This is a genomic window from Limosilactobacillus reuteri subsp. reuteri (assembly GCF_000016825.1).
Lineage (GTDB): Bacteria > Bacillota > Bacilli > Lactobacillales > Lactobacillaceae > Limosilactobacillus > Limosilactobacillus reuteri.
Window position 1 is genome coordinate 657,329 of sequence record NC_009513.1, and the last position, 21,202, is coordinate 678,530.

General features: G+C 38.6%; 21 protein-coding genes and 1 other annotated feature. All 21 genes read left to right on the forward strand.

From position 1 onward, the window contains the following. Positions 1-18: 18 nt before the first annotated feature. The 21 genes from mraY (at position 19) to recD2 (ending at position 21,146) form a co-directional block, all read left to right on the forward strand. Positions 19-990 carry a phospho-N-acetylmuramoyl-pentapeptide-transferase gene (mraY, locus tag LREU_RS03195; protein WP_003666758.1) on the forward strand — a complete coding sequence of 324 codons (972 nt, stop codon included), beginning with the start codon at positions 19-21 and terminating at the stop codon, positions 988-990. Between the two features lie 12 nt (positions 991-1,002). Next, positions 1,003-2,373 (forward strand): UDP-N-acetylmuramoyl-L-alanine--D-glutamate ligase, encoded by a 1,371-nt coding sequence (gene murD / locus LREU_RS03200; protein WP_003668324.1) that lies wholly within the window; start codon positions 1,003-1,005, stop codon positions 2,371-2,373. Between the two features lies 1 nt (position 2,374). After that, positions 2,375-3,487 (forward strand): undecaprenyldiphospho-muramoylpentapeptide beta-N-acetylglucosaminyltransferase, encoded by a 1,113-nt coding sequence (gene murG, locus LREU_RS03205; RefSeq protein ID WP_003668321.1) that lies wholly within the window; start codon positions 2,375-2,377, stop codon positions 3,485-3,487. 27 nt (positions 3,488-3,514) lie between these two features. After that, a complete protein-coding gene (locus LREU_RS03210; protein ID WP_003668319.1) occupies positions 3,515-4,363 on the forward strand; it encodes a cell division protein FtsQ/DivIB in 849 nt (282 codons plus the stop codon). 120 nt (positions 4,364-4,483) lie between these two features. Next, on the forward strand, positions 4,484-5,857 hold the full coding sequence (gene ftsA / locus LREU_RS03215) for a cell division protein FtsA (protein ID WP_003668317.1): 1,374 nt from the start codon (positions 4,484-4,486) through the stop codon (positions 5,855-5,857). A 17-nt stretch (positions 5,858-5,874) separates the two neighbouring features. Beyond that, positions 5,875-7,122 (forward strand): cell division protein FtsZ, encoded by a 1,248-nt coding sequence (gene ftsZ / locus LREU_RS03220; RefSeq protein ID WP_003666768.1) that lies wholly within the window; start codon positions 5,875-5,877, stop codon positions 7,120-7,122. A gap of 69 nt (positions 7,123-7,191) precedes the next feature. Further along, on the forward strand, positions 7,192-7,608 hold the full coding sequence (locus tag LREU_RS03225; protein WP_003668316.1) for a cell division protein SepF: 417 nt from the start codon (positions 7,192-7,194) through the stop codon (positions 7,606-7,608). Positions 7,609-7,626: 18 nt separating this feature from the next. Beyond that, positions 7,627-7,887, forward strand: a complete 261-nt coding sequence (locus LREU_RS03230) for a YggT family protein (RefSeq protein ID WP_003668315.1) — start codon at positions 7,627-7,629, stop codon at positions 7,885-7,887. A gap of 22 nt (positions 7,888-7,909) precedes the next feature. After that, positions 7,910-8,695: a YlmH family RNA-binding protein gene (locus LREU_RS03235; RefSeq protein WP_003668314.1), complete on the forward strand. Its 786-nt coding sequence runs from the start codon at positions 7,910-7,912 to the stop codon at positions 8,693-8,695. A gap of 21 nt (positions 8,696-8,716) precedes the next feature. After that, positions 8,717-9,457 (forward strand): DivIVA domain-containing protein, encoded by a 741-nt coding sequence (locus tag LREU_RS03240; RefSeq protein ID WP_003668313.1) that lies wholly within the window; start codon positions 8,717-8,719, stop codon positions 9,455-9,457. Positions 9,458-9,477: 20 nt separating this feature from the next. Beyond that, positions 9,478-9,697 (forward strand) — a binding site (T-box leader). A 57-nt stretch (positions 9,698-9,754) separates the two neighbouring features. After that, positions 9,755-12,550 carry an isoleucine--tRNA ligase gene (gene ileS, locus LREU_RS03245; RefSeq protein WP_012390521.1) on the forward strand — a complete coding sequence of 932 codons (2,796 nt, stop codon included), beginning with the start codon at positions 9,755-9,757 and terminating at the stop codon, positions 12,548-12,550. A gap of 112 nt (positions 12,551-12,662) precedes the next feature. Continuing rightward, on the forward strand, positions 12,663-12,866 hold the full coding sequence (locus LREU_RS03250; RefSeq protein ID WP_003666775.1) for a cold-shock protein: 204 nt from the start codon (positions 12,663-12,665) through the stop codon (positions 12,864-12,866). Positions 12,867-12,878: 12 nt separating this feature from the next. Continuing rightward, entirely contained in the window at positions 12,879-13,430 is a 552-nt protein-coding gene (locus tag LREU_RS03255; RefSeq protein WP_003666776.1) for an NUDIX hydrolase, read from the forward strand. Continuing rightward, complete coding sequence (locus tag LREU_RS03260) at positions 13,423-13,692, forward strand: hypothetical protein (RefSeq protein WP_003668311.1); 270 nt, start codon at positions 13,423-13,425, stop codon at positions 13,690-13,692. Before LREU_RS03255 ends, LREU_RS03260 begins: the two co-directional genes overlap by 8 nt. Positions 13,693-13,707: 15 nt before the next feature. Beyond that, entirely contained in the window at positions 13,708-14,403 is a 696-nt protein-coding gene (locus tag LREU_RS03265) for a 5'-methylthioadenosine/adenosylhomocysteine nucleosidase (protein WP_003668310.1), read from the forward strand. A gap of 19 nt (positions 14,404-14,422) precedes the next feature. Further along, positions 14,423-15,577 carry a cysteine desulfurase family protein gene (locus tag LREU_RS03270; RefSeq protein WP_003668309.1) on the forward strand — a complete coding sequence of 385 codons (1,155 nt, stop codon included), beginning with the start codon at positions 14,423-14,425 and terminating at the stop codon, positions 15,575-15,577. A 1-nt stretch (position 15,578) separates the two neighbouring features. After that, positions 15,579-15,917, forward strand: coding sequence for a DUF1831 domain-containing protein (locus LREU_RS03275; RefSeq protein ID WP_011953428.1), 339 nt, complete (start codon positions 15,579-15,581; stop codon positions 15,915-15,917). A gap of 107 nt (positions 15,918-16,024) precedes the next feature. Beyond that, entirely contained in the window at positions 16,025-17,158 is a 1,134-nt protein-coding gene (mnmA, locus tag LREU_RS03280) for a tRNA 2-thiouridine(34) synthase MnmA (protein ID WP_003668307.1), read from the forward strand. Between the two features lie 136 nt (positions 17,159-17,294). After that, complete coding sequence (locus LREU_RS03285; RefSeq protein ID WP_003668306.1) at positions 17,295-17,951, forward strand: histidine phosphatase family protein; 657 nt, start codon at positions 17,295-17,297, stop codon at positions 17,949-17,951. 12 nt (positions 17,952-17,963) lie between these two features. Continuing rightward, a complete protein-coding gene (locus LREU_RS03290) occupies positions 17,964-18,647 on the forward strand; it encodes a tetratricopeptide repeat protein (protein WP_003668305.1) in 684 nt (227 codons plus the stop codon). A gap of 21 nt (positions 18,648-18,668) precedes the next feature. Further along, on the forward strand, positions 18,669-21,146 hold the full coding sequence (recD2, locus tag LREU_RS03295; protein WP_003668303.1) for an SF1B family DNA helicase RecD2: 2,478 nt from the start codon (positions 18,669-18,671) through the stop codon (positions 21,144-21,146). Positions 21,147-21,202: the final 56 nt, after the last annotated feature.

The window sequence follows — 21,202 nt, forward strand, 5'->3', positions numbered from 1 at the left end:
AACTAATTGGAGGTAAATATGAATTTCTTAAGTGCAGTTTTGACTATTCTTAGTTCATTCTTAATTACGTTTTTATTAATGCCCTCGTTAATTAAATATTTTCGGGCAAAAAAAGAAGGTCAGCAGATTCGTAAAGAAGGTCCTACCTGGCATGCTAAAAAGGCTGGGACGCCAACAATGGGAGGATTATTATTCATCTTCTCTGCAGTAGTAACGATTTTGTGGGTTGCTGCTTGGCAAGGATTGATTACGAATACGCTGTGGGCACTTCTCTTTGTCCTGGTTGTTTATGGCTTAATTGGGATGTGGGATGATAGTATTAAAATCTTTCACCATCAAAATGAAGGCTTTAAACCATGGCAAAAGGCGCTATGCCAGGTATTAGCAGCAATGGTCTTTACTGTTATTTACCAGCATGAAGGTTTTCAAATGGGCTTTGGAACAACGCAAATTGGTTGGCTTTACGGTTTGTTTATTATTTTTTGGATCGTCGGCTTTTCAAATGCTGTTAATTTAACTGATGGACTTGATGGCTTGGTAAGCGGCCTTTCCATTATTTCTTTTGCGGCTTATCTAATCATTGCGTTGGTAAATCTCAATCAACCAGGTTATCCGGAAATTGCTCTTTTCTGTTTAGCAATGATCGGAACTTTACTAGGTTTCTTCCCTTATAATCATAAGCCCGCTAAGATTTTTATGGGTGATATGGGATCTTTAGCAATTGGAGCATCCTTAGCCGCTGTTTCATTGTTATTACATCATGAATGGTCATTATTAGTAATTGGAATCGTTTATGTTTGTGAAACTGCTAGTGTCATTCTTCAAGTGGCTTCATTCAAAACAACTGGTAAACGAATTTTTAAGATGACCCCAATCCACCATCATTTTGAAATGAGCGGGTGGAGTGAATGGAAAATTGATATTGTGTTTTGGCTTGTAGGGTTAGTGGCTGCAATTATTGCTGTTACAACAATCTTATTAGTTGGTTAGGAGTAAAGAGAAATGAAAAAAATTGATGAATATCAAGGTAAAAAAGTTCTTGTAATGGGTTTCGGAATTAGCGGAATTAATGCAGCCCACTTATTGGTAAAACTTGGTGCAAATGTTACCGCTAATGATAAAGCAACTCCTAAAAATAATGATATTGTTGATGATTTAGAAGCTGATGGAATCAAGGTAATTACTGGTGATAATCCCATTTCATTAGCTAATGAAGGTTTCGATGTTGTAGTAAAAAATCCTGGAATTCCTTATGATAATCCATTAGTGGCTGCATTTGTTAAGCAAGGGACACCCATTATTACGGAAGCAGAACTAGGATGGCAAATTTTTGATGGTCACCTTGTAAGTGTAACCGGAAGTAATGGGAAGACTACCACAACGACTTTAACTCAACTAATGATTGCTGAAAATGCAAAACATCAAGTAAAATATGCAGGTAATATTGGAATTTCCTTTAGTAAAATTGCTGAGGATTTAGGACCAGACGACACATTGGTCACAGAATTATCTAGTTTCCAATTATTAGGAGCACCGACAATTCATCCGCATATTGCAATTATTACTAACATTTTTTCTAACCATTTAGACTATCATAAGACACGAGAAAACTATATTAATGCAAAGCTTAATATTACCCGGAACCAAACCAAGGATGATTTCTTAGTTATTAACTGGGATCGTGATGAATGGCAGAAGATTGCCCAGCGTAGTCAAGCTACCATTGTGCCATTTTCTCGTCTTAATAAGAGTCATGAAGGATCTTATGTAGAAGATGGAATGATTTACTGGCGTGGGCAAGAAGTTATGCCAACCAAGGATATTCGATTGATCGGTCCCCAAAATGTAGAAAATGCGTTGGCAGCAATTGCAGCGGCAAAATTAAGTGGTGTTACAAATGATGCAATAAAGAAAGTTTTAACAACATTTAGTGGAGTCCGTCACCGCTTACAATATGTGATGGAATACCAAGAACGGCTTTTCTACAATGATTCAAAATCAACAGATATTGAAGCCACGGAGGTTGCCTTACAAGGTTTTGATCGTCCAGTAATTCTTTTGGCAGGTGGCCTTGATCGTGGTTATACCTTTGAACGGTTGGTTCCTTACTTTAAGAAGCACGTCAAGGCAATGATTGTTTTTGGTGAATGTAAAGATAAAATGAAGGATGCGGGAAATCAAGCTGGGGTTCCAGTAGTTGAAAGTGAAAATGCAATTACTGCGGTACCAGAAGCATGGAAGTTGAGTGAACCAGGAGATGTCATTCTCCTCTCGCCTGCTAATGCTAGTTGGGACCAATTCCCGAGCTTTGAAGTTCGTGGTGATAAATTTATTGAAGCAGTTGAAGAATTAACAGGAAAGAAGGAACAGTAAGATGCGGTTATTGGTATCAGGTGGTGGAACTGGTGGTCATATCTACCCGGCATTAGCATTAATCGAACGCTTAAAGCAGGTTGAGCCAGATACTGAAGTGTTATATGTTGGAACAACTCGTGGCCTTGAAAATAAAATTGTACCGGATGCCGGAATTGAGCTTGAAACAATGCATATGCAGGGCTTTAAGCGTTCTCTTTCTCTTGAAAATTTTAAGACAATCTATCTTTTTTTAAACTCTGTCCATCATGCTAAAAAAATTATTAGTGAGTTTAAGCCTGATGTTGTTTTAGGGACGGGAGGATATGTAAGTGGAGCTGTCCTATATGCTGCCGCAAAGAAACATATCCCAACCGTAATTCATGAACAGAATAGCGTTGTTGGCGTAACAAACAAGTTTTTAAGTCGCTATGTTGATCAAATTGCAATTGCATTTGAAGCTGCACGCAGTCAATTTCCCGCTGATAAAGTTACAATGGCAGGTAATCCTCGTGCTCAACAGGTAGCAGCTAAAAAAGACAGTGACTTTTCATGGACAAGATATGACTTGAAAGATGATGTTCCAACTTTAATGATTTTTGGAGGAAGCCAAGGAGCACCGAAAATCAATAAGACAGTTGTCGACGCTATTCCAGAGTTCAATAAGCGTCCTTATCAGGTTATCTTTGCAACTGGTCAAAAACGGTACGATGATGTAAAGAAGCAACTAGCAGAAGGTAATATTAAACCAGCTGATAATGTTAAAGTTGTTCCTTACATTAAAGATATGCCGGCTAAAATGCCTCGGGTAGCGGCTTTGGTATCGCGAGCAGGTGCAACCACCATTGCTGAGGTAACAGCACTCGGAGTTCCTACGATTCTAATTCCTAGTCCGTATGTTACCGCTAACCACCAAGTAAAGAATGCTCAAGCTTTAGTTAAGAATAATGCCGGTCTAATGATTACTGAAGACAAATTAGATGCCCGGGCATTACTGACTCAAGCAGATAAGATTATGGAAGATGAAGAAGTACGTAAAGAAATGGCTCATGCTGCTGAAAAGATGGGACGGCCAGATGCTGCTGATAGACTAATTAAGATCTTGCATAAGGCAATTGACGAACATGAAAAATAAAGTATAGATTAGAAAGGAGGAGAAAAGATGTTGGATGATAGATCAGCAATTGAGCATCATAAATATTCACAGCGGCTAACTGAATTAGAAAAGCGAAGTGCTGCTGCTCAACAGCGACAACAGCAAAGAAAGCCTTCGAAAACTCATGTTGGTAATAAGATTCGCGGGATTAAGATTAAGCGCTATGTTTCTAATGGCGAGCGAGTCTTAAAATTAGTTGTATTATTCAGTGTTATTCTCCTCTTTATGCTTTATATTATTTCTCCCTTGAGTAAAATTACCACGCTTCATGTAACTGGTAATCATGATTTAACTAAAGAACAAGTAGAAAAAAATACAAATATTTATCCAGGACGGTTTATTTGGGGCGTTTATCTTGCTCGTCATCAACTCACTAAACAAGCTATTCGCAAAAATCCTCAAATAAAAGATTTAAGGATCAAGGTAACCGGTCCCCAGTCTCTGCAAATATCTGTAAAAGAAAATGCGCTTTTAGGAACAGCGGTGATGGATAATGATACATACGCTGTCTTAGCTGACGGCCAATTACAGCGAACAAAAAATGCTGATAATGGTATTGCTTATAAACGTTTTGATGGTCATAAAAAAGTTCTTGCTACAACGGCCGCTCAGTTAGGAAAGTTGAAACCAGCAATAAGAAATGGTATTTCAAGTGTGAGTTATCAACCTACTAAAGATTATCCAGATCGCGTTATTATTTATATGCGTGATGGTAATACAGTTTATGGCGACTTAAATACTATCGGGGATAAAATGGGATATTACCCTGCAATTGCAGCAAGTATGAAAAATAAGGGAATTATAGATCTTCAAGTCGGAGCTTATTCTTATGATTATGGATCTAAGGATAAATGATTTTGTGAAAAACCTTGATAATTCCCTTTTTTGTCATTGTTTATCTGTGGTAAAATTCTTGTATAGGTTAAAAATACAATTAATTTAATTAATGATAGTCTTAGGAGGGTTCCTTTTAGAATGAATAATTCAGAAGTATACGTTGGATTAGATATTGGAACCACCTCGATCAAGGCACTGGTGTGTGAAAGTGTTAAGGGTCAGTTGAAAGTTATTGGTGTTGGTGTAGAACGATCGGCAGGATTAAACCGAGGAGTTATTGTCGACATTGATAAAACCGCCCAGGCAATTTCAGCGGCGGTAGCACAGGCCGAGGAAAAGTCCAACGTAGAGATTCAAAGTGTTGTAGTTGGCTTACCGGCAAATTACTTACAAATGCAACGAGTACATGGTATGATTACGATTGCAACAAGAGGACAATCAAGAGAGATTGTTAACCAAGACGTAATTGACGTTGCTCGTGAAGCGTTGACGCAAAGTATTCCCCCCGAGCGGGAAATAATTGATTTAATTCCAACAGAATTTACTGTTGATGGCTTTTCTGGTATTAAGGACCCCCGTGGAATGGTTGGTGTCCGTTTAGAAATGAAGGCCACCTTGTATACAGGACCTAAGACCATTATTCATAATACAAAAAAGGCAGTTCAACAGGCGGGATATGACATTAAAGATTTTGTTATTACGCCGATCGCAACAGACTTTAATCTCCTTAATGATGGAGAGCAAGATTTTGGTACTGTTGTTATTGATTTAGGTGGTGGTCAAACAACAACCAGTATTATTCATGATCATCAATTAAAGTATACTTATGTTGATCCTGAAGGTGGAAAATACATTACTAAAGATATTTCTACGGTCATGAATACATCATTAAAAAACGCCGAGCAACTTAAGCTAAATCATGGATATGCTATGGCATCCTTAGCCGATGAAGATGTTCAAGTTGACGTTGATGTTGTTGGCCAAAATGATCCTGTCCAATATTCAGAGCAGTATTTATCAGAAATAATTGAAGCACGAGTACGGCAAATTTTTGATCGTATTCAGGATAAACTTAAGGCTATTCATGCCCCTGAATTACCGGGAGGAGTAGTTTTGATTGGTGGAGTGGCTGCTCTGCCAGGAGTTAAGGAACTTGCTGAACAGTACTTTACTGGTAATATTAAGGTGAATGTTCCAGAACAAATGGGCATTCGTCACCCTCGTTATGCGGTTAGTTTAGCTTTGGGGATGTATGAAAATCAGTTATCAGATATTGATCGATTAATTAAGCAAACTGTTCAACGAATTGATACGATTAAGAGTCCTCATGAAGAAAAAGGACAAACTGTTAATCAGCCACGTCAACAATGGACTGAAAAATCTGATAAATTACAACGTTCACAGCGAGAAGCACAGCAGCAACCAGTTACTGAAGAGCCAGCGCCAAAGAAGAAAAAGCAAAACGGGCTAAGTAATCGGTTTAAAAACATTTTTAATAATTTATTTGACTAATTTGGAGGAATACTGCTATGGATAATGAAACGTTCGCTAACGACAACCAATTTGCGGAAGCGCAAATCAAAGTAATTGGTGTTGGTGGAGCTGGCGGTAATGCCGTCAACCGAATGATCACTGAAAAAGTACAAGGTGTTGACTTTATTGTTGCTAACACCGACCTACAAGCATTAAATAATTCTCAAGCAACAACTAAGATCCGCTTAGGACCTAAATTGACAAAAGGATTAGGTGCTGGTTCAAATCCAGAAGTAGGTGAAAAGGCTGCCCAAGAAAGTGAAGAGCAAATTAAAAAAGCTCTTGAAGGCGCAGATATGGTCTTCATTACAGCCGGAATGGGTGGTGGAACTGGTACTGGAGCAGCCCCAGTTGTAGCTAAACTTGCTAAAGATAGTGGAGCATTAACTGTTGGTGTTGTGACTCGTCCGTTCTCATTTGAAGGACCTCGTCGAGCACGCTATGCTGCAGAAGGACTTGAAAAGTTAAAGTCAAATGTTGATACTTTAATTATCGTTGCTAATAACCGTTTATTAGAGATGATTGATAAGAAGACGCCAATGATGGAAGCATTTAAAGAAGCTGATAATGTTCTTCGTCAAGGTGTGCAAGGTATTTCAGACTTAATTGTTACTCCAGGTTACATCAACCTTGACTTTGCTGATATTAAGACATTGATGTCTAATCAAGGTTCTGCCTTAATGGGGGTTGGTGCTTCTACTGGTGAAAACCGTGCTACTGAAGCAACTAAGAAGGCTATTTCTTCTCCATTACTTGAAGTGTCAATTGATGGGGCTCAACATGTCTTGATGGATATTACTGGTGGTAAAGACTTGTCAATGTTTGAAGCTCAAGAAGCATCAGATGTGATTAAACAAGCTGCTGGAACTAACGTTGATATTTCATTTGGTATGTCCTTAAATGAATCAATGGGCGATGAAGTTCGCGTTACTGTAATTGCCACTGGAATTGATAAGAAAAAGAAAATTCAACAACAAAAGCCAGCAGAAAAAGAGGCACCACGAGTAACTCGGTCTATTCCACAAGAAGAACAACCCGTTGAACAACCAAAGCAACGAGATCCTTTTGATGGTTGGAATGATCCAACAGCCGATACAAGTAACCAATCAAGAAATTCTGATAACGAATTTTCTCATGTTACTAAGCCAGAATTTAACGTATTTAACGATGATGCGGCTAATACGGATGACAATGATGATACTAACTTATCGACTCCACCGTTCTTCAAGAATCGTCGTAAGTAAATAATCTAGCAAAAAGGTGGATTTTTAATCCATCTTTTTCTGTTTAGCACTATTAAGGAGGTTAAAACAATGGCAGCAAATTTCTTAAAAAGTCTATTTGGTGAAGAAGACATTGATGAACAAGATGGTCTCTATGAAACAAGTGAACAAGTTTCAACGCCAGCAAACACAAGTAATAAAGTAGTTTCAATTAATAGCGGGCGTCTTAACCAAATGAGTCAGATTTCCTTATATGAGCCCCGTCTTTATGCAGATGTAAAGCAGATTGCGTCTCAATTATTAGAAGGGCATGCAGTAATCGTTAACTTCACTCAAATGGATGCAAATGTTGCAGCACGGTTAGTAGATTTCTTGAATGGGACCGTTTTTGCAATTGATGGTGAAATGAAACGGATCGGAAAGGAAATTTTCCTCTGTACCCCTAAAAACTATGAAATTTCAGGTAGCTTAACGAGTAATCTAAAAAATGATGGTGATAAATTTTAGTCACTAAAAGGAGTTAACATGATCGCATTTTTATTATGGGCTCTTAATCAATTAGTTGATGCTTATATTTTAGTAATAGTTGTGTGGTGCATTATGTCATGGTTTCCTAATGCACGCAATTCACGACTCGGTGATATTATCAATCGGTTGGTAGAACCTTATATGCATTGGTTTGACTTTATTCCTCCAATTGGTGGGATAAGTTTTGCGCCGATGATCGCTATCCTTGTACTATATTTTGTTCAAGCAGGATTAGCACAAATAGCAGCAATCATTTAATTAATATTAAGAGGAAGTAGATTTGAGCGAAGATAATATTAAACAACATTTTCGTCCGGATGAAGCCACCCTTATTGACCAAGCAAATGACTGGGTAGCCACTGCAGAAGGCCAATATCGTCCTGTCCTCACTCCTTTTTTAAATCCGCGTGAACGTTTTATTGTCCAAACGATTGTTAATCGAAATAACAATGTTAAAATAACAATGTATGGTGGTTGGCAAGGCGCAGAAATGCAACGAGTTTTAATTTATCCGCCTTATTATGAACCCTCTATAGAAGACTTTGCTTTACAGGCTTTAGAGATAAACTATCCTGTTAAGTTTTCAGAACTTCACCATCGGCAAATTATGGGAACATTGATTGGTGAAGGGATGGAGCGGAATGCATTTGGTGATATTTTAACTGACGGGTCGCATTGGCAAGTTATCGTAACGAAACCAATGGCAGAGTATTTACGGAAAAACGTTGAGCACGTTGGTCGAATTAAGGTTAAATGGATTCCGATCGCAACAGAAGCAGTGGTAACACCTAAAGAAGAATGGGTACCGATAGTTACAACAGTTTCATCACTACGGTTAGATGTTGTGATAGCTGCAGGCTTTAATTATTCACGAAACCGGGCAAAGCAATTAATAGAGCATGGTCAAGTTCGATTAAACTGGGAAGAGATTGATCGTCCAGATTATCAAATTGTGGTTCATGATTTGATATCTGTGCGTCATGGTGGTCGCCTCAGAATCGATATGACCAATGGGAAAACAAAAAAAGATAAAGAAAGAATTACCATTTCAGTTGTAAATGCGTAATTTGAATGGAGGAATTTACTCATGAGTTTGACGGTTGATCAAATTAACAATAAGCAATTTAATACTAAGATGCGGGGTTATAATCCTGAAGAAGTTCAAGAATTTATTCAGGAAGTTTCACAAACAGTCCAACAATTAATAACTGAAAATAATAATTTACAAGAGCAAGTACGGGCTAATGATAGCAAGATTAAGTACTTTGCTGACTTGAAAGATTCTTTAAATAAGTCAATTTTAGTTGCTCAAGAGGCCGCTGATAAGGTTAAAAATAATGCTAAGCGTGAAGCAGATATTATGATTCGTGAAGCGCAAAAGCAAGCAACCGATATTGTTTCGGAAGCTAATGATAAGTCAAATCAAGTAATTGAAGACGCTGCTAATTCTACTAAGAAGTTAACAAGTGAAACTAATGATCTTCGTAAACAGACTCGGATCTTCCGTCAACGGCTTCAAGTCATGCTTGAATCTCAATTAGAAGTCATTAAGAGTAATGAATGGGACAAGCTTTTGGAAAATGATGACTTGAGTAAATATGACGAAATTGAAAAAATTTTAGGTAGTCGTCTTGACAGCAGTTCAGCAACCAGTGTAGAATCAACTGCAACAGCTATTAGTGAAGAACAACCTGTTGAATCAGAACAGCCAGTTGCTTCTGCTGAACAACCAGAAGAGAGTGCACCTGCACAACCAACAGCTGTTAACGATGACAAAGGGGCAGATGCACCTGAAACTGTTGTCGTTTTCCCTGATAATAACAAGTAAATCACTAGGATCGTATTTTAATAAAATCGTTGAAGAGAATTGGAATAATTATCGTAACATTAAAGCGAGTCAACAATTGGTGAGAGGTTGATAATGTTTAACTATTCCTGATCATCTCGGAGTACCTCATTTGAGTTAGTTAGAATGAGGCGGTTCATTATCGTTATCTAATGACATGAGGAAACTTTAATCTTAAGGTTTTAAATCCGGGTGGTACCGCGAAGAAGCTTCGTCCCAGTAATGGGAGGAAGCTTTTTTATTATTAAAATACAAGAATTAATGAAAGGGGTAGTTACAATGCGTGTTAAAGATACGTTAAACCTTGGCCGTACTAAATTTCCAATGCGCGGAAAGTTACCTGTAACTGAGGCACAACGGGAACAGCTATGGGAAGAAAATAAAGTTTATGAACTACGACAAAAATTAAATGAAGGAAAGCCTACTTTTGTTTTACATGATGGGCCTCCATATGCTAACGGTAATATTCACATTGGCCACGCTATGAACAAGATTTCTAAAGATTTTATTGTGCGCTATAAGTCAATGTCTGGCTACCGAGCACCTTATGTTCCTGGTTGGGATACTCACGGATTGCCAATTGAACACCAATTGACTAAGTCCGGTTACGACCGTAAGAAGATGAGCTTAACTGAATTCCGTGATCTTTGTCGGGAATATGCCCTTAAGCAAGTTGATAAGCAACGGACTGACTTTAAGCGGTTAGGTGTAAGTGGTGAATGGGATCATCCATACCTTACCCTTGATAAAGAATTTGAAGCTGCTCAAATTCGGGTATTCGGCGAATTTGCTAAGAAAGGTCTATTATACCAAGCTAAGAAGCCAGTTTACTGGTCATGGTCTTCAGAATCAGCCTTAGCAGAAGCCGAAGTTGAATATCATGATGTTGTTGCTAAAACAGCCTTCTTCGTAGAGCAAATTAAAGATGGCAAAGGCCGTTTAGATAATGATACATATTTAGTTGTATGGACGACAACACCATGGACTGTTCCTGCTTCTGAGGCAGTTGCAGTTAATCCAAAGTTTGATTACTCTGTTGTAAATCCAGCAAATGATGACCGGAAATTTGTTGTTGCAACAGATCTGCTTGAGAAATTAGCGGAAAAACTTGGTTGGGAAGATTATGAAGTTGTTGATCATTTAATGGGTCAAGAACTTGAAGGGATGACTACTCAACACCCATACCTTGATCGTGATCTTCTTGTTGGTTTAGCAGATTATGTTACTGCTGATGCTGGTACTGGCCTTGTTCACACTGCTCCTGGATATGGGGATGATGATTACAACTTTGGTAAAAAGTATGACTTGCCAATTTTTGCCCCAATCAATGATCAAGGTGTTTTAACTAAGGAAAACGGTGAAGGCTTTGAAGGGGTATTCTACCAAGATGCTGATGATGTATCTCTTCAAAAGCTAGAAGAAAACAATGCTTTACTTCTTCAAGAGCCATTGCAACACAGTTACCCATTTGATTGGCGGACAAAGCAACCAATCATCTTCCGGGCAACTGATCAATGGTTTGTATCAATTGAAAAGATGCGCCAAAATATTTTAGATGCCTTAGAAGACGTTAAGTATCACCCAGAATGGGGAAAGGTTCGTCTTCGCAATATGATCAAAGACCGTGGTGATTGGGTAATTTCTCGTCAACGTGTTTGGGGTGTACCTCTACCAATCTTCTATGCTGAAGATGGCACACCAATCATGGAAGAAGAAACAATCAACCATGTAGCAGAATTATTTGCTAAGTATGGTTCTAATGTTTGGTTTGAACGTGAAGCAAAAGATCTTTTGCCAGAAGGATACACTAATGAACATTCTCCTAATGGTAAGTTCACTAAGGAAACTGACATTATGGACGTATGGTTTGATTCTGGTTCATCACACCAAGGGGTATTAGCTGAACGTGATTACTTAACATACCCAGCGGACCTTTACCTTGAAGGGTCTGACCAATACCGTGGTTGGTTTAACTCTAGTTTGATTACCAGTGTTGTATGTTCAGGACATGCGCCATATAAGGAAATCGTTTCTCAAGGGTTCACACTTGATAAGCGCGGTAACAAGATGAGTAAATCTCAAGGTAACGTTATCGATCCAAATAAGGTTGTTCAACAAATGGGTGCGGAAATTATCCGGTTATGGGTAATGAGTGCTGATACTTCGGCTGATGTTCGTGTATCGATGGGAACATTCCAACAGATTTCCGAAGCATATCGTAAGTTGAGAAATACGTTCCGCTTCTTACTTGCTAATACTAGTGACTTCAATCCTGAAGAAAATACTGTTTCTTATGAGAAGTTACAATCGGTAGACAAGTACATGTTGGTTAAACTTAACCACTTCTTGAAGACAATGCGGGAAGATTTTGATAACTATGACTTCCTTGATGCTTATAAGGTATTGATCAATTTTGTAAACAACGATCTTTCAGCTTTCTACATGAACATTGCTAAAGATGTGCTCTATATTGAGGCTGAAAATTCAGAAGTTCGGCGGTCAATGCAAACTGTCTTCTATGATATCCTTTTGACACTTGTTAAGCTTCTTACACCAATCCTTCCTCACACTACAGAAGAAGTATGGAGCTACATGAATGAACCGGAAGATTTTGTTCAATTAACTGAAATTCCAGATCCACGGACATTCGCTGGTGAAGAAGAGCTATTGAGCAAGTGGGATGACTTTATGGAAGTACGTTCACATGTTCTGAAGAGTCTTGAAGAGGCACGGAATGCTAAGCTAATCGGTAAATCTCTTGAAGCTCAAGTTGATCTTTACTTAACCGATGACCAAAAGCAATTACTTGATAGTCTTAATGAAAACATTCAATTATTGCTAGGGGTTTCTGCTCTTCATGTACATCCAGCTGATGAAGCGCCTGCTGATGCTGACCAATACAACGATGGGGTAGCAGTTAAGGTTACAACCGCTAATGGTGAAACTTGTGCTCGTTGTCGTATGGTCAAGGAAGACGTTGGCAGTGATCCAGCATATCCTGAATTATGTGCTCGCTGTGCTGCTATTGTTCGGGAAAACTTCCCTGAAACAGCAGAAGATGGTTTAGAAGAATAATAATCTCTAAAAAAACTGGTTTTCGTTATCCAGTAAATGACAATTATTTTTAAGCGGTGTAAAATACCAAGTGACACTTGTTGCTTGGTATTTTATTATGGAGTTGGTAAAAATGCTCAAAGGAAAAGTAAAAAGTTTTGACGAACAAAAAGGATGGGGCTTTATTACAGTTCCCCATGAAGGAGAAATTTTTGTTCATTATAGTGGAATTGAAGGAACGCGTCGTCGCATCCTTCACCCTGATGAAGAGGTCTCATTAGTAATTGTTCAAGGACAAAAGGGACCGCAAGCAGCACATGTTCGTGTTTTAAGATAAGGATGGGTTCTAATGGAATTTGAAGAGCGACCAATAAGTAGTAAAACAGTTTTTCACGGCCATTTAATCGATGTTGAAGTACAGCAAGTTATCACCCCACATGGTAATAAAACACAACGAGAAATCGTCCACCACGCACCAGCAATTGCGATTTTGGCTTTGACGGCTGATAATAAAATGATTCTTGAAAAACAGTGGCGCGCACCAATTGCAAAAACAACCCTTGAAATTCCTGCGGGGAAGCTCGATCAACGTGATGCTGATAATGCTCTTCATGCGGCTAAACGTGAATTAAATGAAGAAACAAGGTATGAAGCAACAAGTTTAAAAAAGATTTCTTCATTTTATACTTCTGTTGGTTGTATGGATGAATACATGACTCTTTATTTGGCCACGGGATTAAAACGGGTTAGCAACGAGCTGCCGCAAGATCAAGATGAACAATTGATGTTAAAAGAAGTAACTTTACCACAAGCGCTTGAAATGATTGATCAAGGCGAAATTGAAGATGCTAAGACAATCATGGCAATCTATTACTGGCAAGGAATGAACAACCGTGGATAATAAACAACAAGATGAGCAACAATCACGTATGTCACGTAGCCAATATCGTCAACAGCAACGTCAGACTGAACAGCAACCTATTAATGAAGCAACAGAAAATACAACTGATCAACCTTATAGTCGCGAAGCAGTTGCTAGTCAACGTCATGACGAAACAGTGGCAGAAAAAACGGCGCGCTTGAAACGCCGCTTAAATATTGCAATCATTGCTTTGATTGTGGCAATTATTATTGTTTACTTAATACTATTTTATGTTGGATAGAAAAAGGAGAAAAATATGCGATTTGGAATTATTTGTGCAATGCCTGAAGAAATTAAAGAATTAACTGCAAAGTTATCTGATAAACAAGAGAAGAAAATCGGGGGTAAATCCTACCTTTTCGGTAAAATCAATAATCAAGACGTTGTATTAGTAGAATCTGGAATTGGTAAAGTGGAAGCTGGGATTACTACTGAACATTTAATTACCGATTGTGGGGCAGATGTTGTGATTAATTCTGGATCAGCTGGTGGAATTGGTGAAGGGTTACATGTTGGTGATATTGTAATTTCAACTGAAACGGCCTACCATGATGTTGATGCAACTGCATTTAATTACCGTTATGGCCAACTCCCAGGAAAAGAACCACGCTTTAAGGCTTCTGACCAATGGGGACAAGCCTTAGAAAAAGCCGGTGAAAAGACTGGCTTAAATGTAAAACGAGGATTAATTGTTTCTGGTGATCAATTTATTGCAAGTTCAGAAGCAATTAAAGAGATTTTGAATAATTTCCCTGATGCACTTTCTAGTGAAATGGAAGGGGCAGCGGTTGGACAAGTTGCCACTGACCACCAAATTCCATATGTGGTAGTTCGGGCAATGTCTGATACAGGTGATGAAGATGCCGGCGTTAGTTTTGACGACTTTATTATTGATGCCGGAAAACGCTCTGCAAATATGCTTCTTCAGCTCTTTGCAGATTTAGATAAGTAAATGGAAGGATGAAAAACTCGTGAGTGAGATTTATTTGGATAATGCAGCAACAACCCCAATGACCCCAGAAGTAATTGCGGAAGTGACTAAACAAATGCAAGAATCATGGGGAAATGCCTCAACTGGTTACTCTTATGGGCGTCATGCCAAACTTGTAATGGAAGATAGTCGTCACATTCTTGCCCAAAGCATTAATGCTGACGATAATGAGATTATCTTTACTAGTGGGGGAACTGAAAGTGATAATACTGCTATTATCCAAACTGCTTTTAAACGGCAGAATCTTGGTAAGCATATTATTACAACTGCCATTGAGCATGAGGCAGTCTTAAAACCTCTCCATTTTTTAGAAGAACATGGCTTTGAGGTAACCTATTTACCAGTTGATGAAAATGGTAATATCTCAATTGATGATTTTAAGGCCGCTCTTCGTGATGATACGATTTTAGTAACCATTATGATGGAAAACAATGAAGTGGGTAGTCAAATGCCTATCCATGAGATTGGTGAAATTTTGAAGGAACATCAAGCATGGTTTCATACAGATGCTGTTCAAGCATATGGACTGTTGCCAATCGATGTTAAAGCTGACCACATTGATATGCTTTCAACATCTGCCCATAAGATTAATGGGCCAAAGATGATGGGCTTTTTATATCGTCGTGATGGCATTAGTTTTCCAAGCTTTATTAAGGGTGGAGATCAAGAAACTAAACGCCGTGCGGGGACTGAAAATGTGCCTGGAATTGCCGGTTTTGCTAAAGCGGTAGAATTAAACACGCCGGAAGTAAAAGAAGAACGGCGCGATCGTTATTACGTCTTTAAGCAAAAGATTGTTAACGCACTTAAGGAAAATAATGTTGATTTTGAAATTAATGGTCAAATCAACAAAACTCACGTACTTAACTTATGGTTTAAAGGCATTTCAACTTATGTTATCCAGACAGACTTAGACCTTGCAGGCATCGCAGTCTCTGGTGGGTCTGCATGTACGGCGGGTAGTATTGAGCCATCTCACGTTTTAACAGCGATGTTTGGCGCTGATAGCCCCCGAATTAGTGAATCAATTCGAATTAGTTTTGGCGGGTTAAATACGGAAGAAGATATTGATCAGTTAATTGCTACGATTGTTAAAACCGTTGAAAACCTAAAGAAAATTAATGGGGATAATTAAAATGGAATTTACAAAAACAGTACAAATTTCTGGTGATAAGGATAAATACACAATTAGCCCAGAGATAAAAAAATATGCTTTGCTTGATTTAGGATTTGAACAGACGAACCGGGGAAACTTTGAATATTTAGGAAGTCTTGATACTGATAATCCATTTAAACCTGTAGCCCGTCTTCGGATTTTAATTAACAGTGATTTAGACGGTTTTAAAATGGAGACTCTTTCGGGAAATGGTTTAAGAAAAATTAATATTTTTAATCACCAACGCGCAGCTGAATTTATTCAACAATATCACTATATTTTAGATGAAATGGTTGCCCGGCAAATATTCACTAAATAAAAACTGTGCAGGGATTGAAATACTCTGGTACAATGGTTAACACTGGATGCATGCGACCTTCAATCGTAGATTATTCCAGAATCTATACGAAATGATGGTGATAATTAATGGCTGATAATAGTCATACACGTGTGGTAGTAGGAATGAGTGGAGGAGTCGACTCTTCAGTGACGGCTCTTCTCTTAAAGCGCCAAGGATACGATGTTGTTGGTGTCTTCATGAAAAACTGGGATGACACTGATGAAAATGGTGTTTGTACTGCCACTGAAGACTACAAAGATGTAGCAAAAGTTGCTTCTAAGATTGGGATTCCATACTATTCTGTTAACTTTGAGAAGGAATACTGGGATCGGGTTTTCAAGTATTTCATTGCTGAATACAAGAAAGGTCGTACACCAAATCCTGATGTTATTTGTAATAAAGAGATCAAGTTCAAGGCTTTTATTGAATATGCTAACCAATTAGGTGCTGATTACGTTGCTACTGGGCACTATGCTGATGTAAAGCGTGATGAGAACGGCCGGATGCACTTGATGCGTGCTAAAGACCAACACAAGGATCAAACTTACTTCTTAAGTCAACTTGATTACAAGCAGTTGGATAAGGTAATGTTTCCATTAGCTGGCTACACTAAGCCAGAAATTAGAAAGATTGCTGAAGAAGCAGGGCTTGCTACTGCTGATAAGAAGGATTCTGTTGGGATTTGCTTTATCGGTGAGGATGGTCATTTTCGTGAATTCTTGAGTCAATATATTCCAGCACAACCGGGAAATATGGAAACCCTTGATGGCAAAGTTGTTGGTCAGCATATGGGCTTAATGTATTACACCATCGGTCAACGTCGTGGGCTTGGCCTTGGTGGTAATAAGGAAAGTAATGAGCCATGGTTTGTAATCGGTAAGGATATGAAGAAGAACGTTCTTTATGTTGGTCAAGGATACGAAAACAGCCATCTTTATGCTACTCATCTTGAAGCGAGTGATATTCACTGGGTTGATGATGTTGTAAGTCGTTATGGGCGTGATTTTCATTGTACGGCCAAGTTCCGCTACCGTCAGACAGATGTTGGCGTTACTGTTCATTTGTCAGATGATGATCAAATGGTAACAGTTGAATTTGATGATCCTGCACGGGCCATCACTCCAGGTCAAGCAGTTGTCTTTTACGATGGAGAGGAATGCCTTGGGAGTGCGATTATTGATCGTGCTTACAGTCATGACCGGCAGCTTCAATACGTTTAATTCATATTTTTAGACTTTAAAGAAGGCAGGGGTAATTTCACTTTTGCCTTCTTAAATATACATAAAGTAATAACTCTGTGATAAACAATTGCCGCAAACTCTGGTAAGATAGTAAATAAAAGGGGTAACGACAGAGATGACAAAAGTTTATTTAATCCGGCATGGAAAAACGCAATGGAATTTAGAATCCCGTTATCAAGGTGCCAATGGCGATTCACCGTTACTAAAGGATAGTTATCGAGAAATTGAATTATTAGCAAGTTCTTTACAAAGGATTCCGTTTGAATACGCTTATACTAGTCCTTTAAAGCGTGCGCGCGTAACAGCTCAGGCATTATTGAACCATTTGAATCCAGAAATCCCATTAACAATTGATAGTCGGTTAAAAGAATTTAATTTAGGCAAAATGGAAGGAATGCATTTTGAAGACGTTGCGGCAAAATGGCCTGAAGTCTTAAAAAACTTTCGTCATCATCCTGATAAATATGATGAATCATTAGTAGAAGGAGAAAGTTTTCTAGAAGTAATCGCTCGTTTCCGTGCAGCAATTGAAGAGTATTGTCGCCAGTATCCTAATGGTAATATTCTCGTGATTTCACACGGAGCTGCCTTGAATGCTGCCATTAATGCATTGATTGGAACACCGCTTGCTCACTTGAAAGATCGTGGTGGACTAAGCAATACATCAACGACGATTCTTACTACTAATGATGGTCGCCATTTTGAACTTGAAAAATGGAATGATACATCTTACCTTCACAAGAGCAAGGTTGATCCGACTGATACGATTTAAGAGGTGATATTAATGACAGAGAAAAAAGATTTTCGTGATCCTAAGAAAAAGGAAACAGAAAAATTAGTTCATAAACTAGTTGAAGCAATTGATGAGCATCCAGATAAAGTAAATAATTATTATGATTTAGGTTCTTTGCTAACCCGGTTAAATGACTATCAACAAGCAGAAGAACTCTTTATGAAGGCTTTGGGGATTTTTGAGGCAAAGGGTGACAAGGATGCTATGAACCTCTTAAACTATGGTCTTGGTAACCTTTACTATGAGATTGGCAAAGTTAACGAAGCAATTAAGCTTTATAATAAGATTGATGACTCCAAACTCAAAGCTGATTCTTATCTTATGTTAGCCCAAAGCTATATGAAAAAAGGACAATACAAGCAAGCTGTTGCTTATGGATTAACTGCCCTTGAATTACGTCCAGATGATCCTGAAATTAATCAGGTAATCGGTGACTCATTATTAGCATTAGGCGAATTTAAACAGGCTAAAGCTTACTATGATGCAATTCTAAAGTATCATCCAGGACGTGCTGATACACAATTTAATCGCGGAATTGTAGCGATGGTTCTTGGTGAGCCATACAAAGACTACCTTGCGCAAGCTAAGCAGTTAGATCCTAATTACTACCATAAGAGTGAGCAACGACTTAATGATATTGAAAAAACGCTTCAGGCAACGCAAAAGAAAGATTAGCAACATGAAAGGATGACTTCTATGGCTGAAGAAATCGACCTATTTAAGACGCCAACGGAGCCGTCTTTTTTTATTGGTCAGGTACAATCTGAGATTTTTACTAGTCCAGATTCGTTTTTTAAGGTTTTAATTGTCTCGGTTGAAGAAGCAAATTTTGATTGGCACGAGCCGGAGATTACTGTAACGGGAAGTTTTGGTGATCTTAGTGATGATCAGACTTACCGCTTTGAGGGAAAAATTGTTGAGCATCCGCGATATGGGCAACAGTTTCAAGCGACTTCTTACCATGTCAATCGGCCCACAAGCAAGGATGGGTTAATTGATTTCTTGTCTGGAAAACAGTTTACCGGAATTGGAAAAAAGACGGCTGAAAAAATTGTCGATAAATTAGGAACGGATGCGATTAATAAAATTATTGCTGACCCCCATGTTTTAGATGAATTAAAACTCCGCAAAGCAGTTAAGGATTCATTAGTTGATAATTTACGAGCACACCAGGGGATGGACCAGATTATTATCGGCCTAAATGATCTCGGCTTTGGCGCTAACCTTAGTAGTGCAATTTTTGACAAGTACGGAGAAGAAACTCTGCATATTATTAATGAAAATCCTTACCAACTCGCTGCTGAGATAGATGGAATTAGCTTTAATCGGGCTGATCAGGTGGCACAGAAATTAGGAATCGCCACGGATGATTCACGTCGAATTGATGCCGCAATTATCCAGACGCTTGATGACTTGACAATGGAGACTGGTGATACATTTACTACAACAAAACCTCTTCTGCAGCAAACTATCCAGTTGCTTGCCCAAGGAAGTGGGGGTCGTGTTTCGACCGATTTAATTGCCAACCAAATTGTTGAGCTAGAGAAAAATCAAGCAATTAGTTATGCGGATGAAAAAATTTATCCAACTGCCCTTTATAACGCGGAATGGCAAATTGCTGATCACTTACATCGTCTTCTTACCGTTGACCAGGAAAAAGTACCAGCAACGACTATTGAGAAAACAGTTACGAAGGTTGCCGATCAATCGGGGATAACCTATGACCAAGTTCAAAAAGAGGCCATCAAAACAGCCTTAAATAGTAAAGTTATGCTTCTTACGGGAGGCCCAGGAACGGGAAAAACAACAATTATTAAAGGGATTGTAGCAAGTTATGCGAAAATTCATGATCTTTCATTGGACGTAAATGAATATAAAGAAAAGTCATTTCCTGTTTTACTAGCTGCTCCTACAGGCCGTGCTGCTAAACGAATGAGTGAAGCTACTGATTTACCAGCAAGTACAATTCACCGCTTGCTAGGGCTTAATGGCCGGGAAATGCCAACTGATATGAATGCCCGCGATTTAGAAGGCTCGTTATTGATTATTGATGAAATGTCGATGGTCGATACCCTCTTGTTTAAGACTCTTATTCAAGCCGTCCCTACTTCTATGCATGTAGTTTTGGTAGGTGATAAAGACCAATTACCATCTGTTGGTCCCGGGCAAGTTTTCCATGATCTTCTTGACTTTGCAGAACTGCCCAAAGTTGAACTGACCAATATTCACCGCCAGGCTGCTGATTCAACAATTATCCCATTAGCTCATGCTATCAAAGAGGGTAAGCTACCATCAGATCTAACGAATAAAATGCCAGATCGATCATTTATCTCATGCCATGCTAACCAAGTGCCAAGTGTGGTTCAACAAATTATTGACCTTTCTAAAAAACGAGATTATTCCGCAAATGATATTCAAATCTTGGCACCAATGTACCGTGGACAGGCAGGGATCGATCGTTTGAATGAGCTTGCACAACAGGCGTATAATCCTCCAGCTAATGGAAAGCAAGAAGTCGATTTTAGGGGACTAACTTTTCGTGTTGGAGATAAGGTTCTGCAACTCGTTAATGTTCCAGAAAAGAACATTTTTAATGGTGACATTGGAAAAATCACAGCAATTGAAAGCGGTAGGACAGTCGGTAAGAAAAATGAATCAATTACTGTCGATTTTGATGGTAATGAAGTGAGTTATAGCCGCATGGAATGGAATCAATTACGGTTAGCTTATTGTATTTCGATCCATAAAGCACAGGGAAGTCAGTTTAAGATGGTTCTTTTGCCAATTGTTCAGCAGTTTAGCCGGATGCTTCAACGAAATCTTTTATATACAGCGATTACTCGTGCCGCAGAAAAGCTAGTTTTGATCGGTGAGCCATATGCGGCTGTGACTAGTGTAAAAAATGAAGCAGTTAACCGAAAAACTTCTTTGGTTGATCGCCTCGGTAGGGTTTGGAATAGGCATGGTGAACTAAAATCAAACTTAGATCATCAAACAGATTCATTAACAAAAGAACTTGCTAGTTCCCAACCAGTTCAAAAACAAACTGAACAATTAATAAATAATGATGCTCAGCAATATATTCTAACAGCTGATCTCATTAATTCAGATACAATTGATCCATTAATCGGAATGGAAAATATTAGCTTACAAAGTTTGCATCAAGTCAAATAATACTTGCTTGAACAGTAATTTGTTGTCATAATAGTTATGATTATTGTCGAACTTTA

Bases quoted from the DNA above. Each gene is read 5' to 3' on its own strand.
- mraY (WP_003666758.1), top strand. From the start codon at position 19: ATGAATTTCTTAAGTGCAGTTTTGACTATTCTTAGTTCATTCTTAATT.
- murD (WP_003668324.1), top strand. From the start codon at position 1,003: ATGAAAAAAATTGATGAATATCAAGGTAAAAAAGTTCTTGTAATGGGT.
- murG (WP_003668321.1), top strand. From the start codon at position 2,375: ATGCGGTTATTGGTATCAGGTGGTGGAACTGGTGGTCATATCTACCCG.
- LREU_RS03210 (WP_003668319.1), top strand. From the start codon at position 3,515: ATGTTGGATGATAGATCAGCAATTGAGCATCATAAATATTCACAGCGG.
- ftsA (WP_003668317.1), top strand. From the start codon at position 4,484: ATGAATAATTCAGAAGTATACGTTGGATTAGATATTGGAACCACCTCG.
- ftsZ (WP_003666768.1), top strand. From the start codon at position 5,875: ATGGATAATGAAACGTTCGCTAACGACAACCAATTTGCGGAAGCGCAA.
- LREU_RS03225 (WP_003668316.1), top strand. From the start codon at position 7,192: ATGGCAGCAAATTTCTTAAAAAGTCTATTTGGTGAAGAAGACATTGAT.
- LREU_RS03230 (WP_003668315.1), top strand. From the start codon at position 7,627: ATGATCGCATTTTTATTATGGGCTCTTAATCAATTAGTTGATGCTTAT.
- LREU_RS03240 (WP_003668313.1), top strand. From the start codon at position 8,717: ATGAGTTTGACGGTTGATCAAATTAACAATAAGCAATTTAATACTAAG.
- ileS (WP_012390521.1), top strand. From the start codon at position 9,755: ATGCGTGTTAAAGATACGTTAAACCTTGGCCGTACTAAATTTCCAATG.
- LREU_RS03250 (WP_003666775.1), top strand. From the start codon at position 12,663: ATGCTCAAAGGAAAAGTAAAAAGTTTTGACGAACAAAAAGGATGGGGC.
- LREU_RS03255 (WP_003666776.1), top strand. From the start codon at position 12,879: ATGGAATTTGAAGAGCGACCAATAAGTAGTAAAACAGTTTTTCACGGC.
- LREU_RS03265 (WP_003668310.1), top strand. From the start codon at position 13,708: ATGCGATTTGGAATTATTTGTGCAATGCCTGAAGAAATTAAAGAATTA.
- LREU_RS03275 (WP_011953428.1), top strand. From the start codon at position 15,579: ATGGAATTTACAAAAACAGTACAAATTTCTGGTGATAAGGATAAATAC.
- mnmA (WP_003668307.1), top strand. From the start codon at position 16,025: ATGGCTGATAATAGTCATACACGTGTGGTAGTAGGAATGAGTGGAGGA.
- LREU_RS03285 (WP_003668306.1), top strand. From the start codon at position 17,295: ATGACAAAAGTTTATTTAATCCGGCATGGAAAAACGCAATGGAATTTA.
- LREU_RS03290 (WP_003668305.1), top strand. From the start codon at position 17,964: ATGACAGAGAAAAAAGATTTTCGTGATCCTAAGAAAAAGGAAACAGAA.
- recD2 (WP_003668303.1), top strand. From the start codon at position 18,669: ATGGCTGAAGAAATCGACCTATTTAAGACGCCAACGGAGCCGTCTTTT.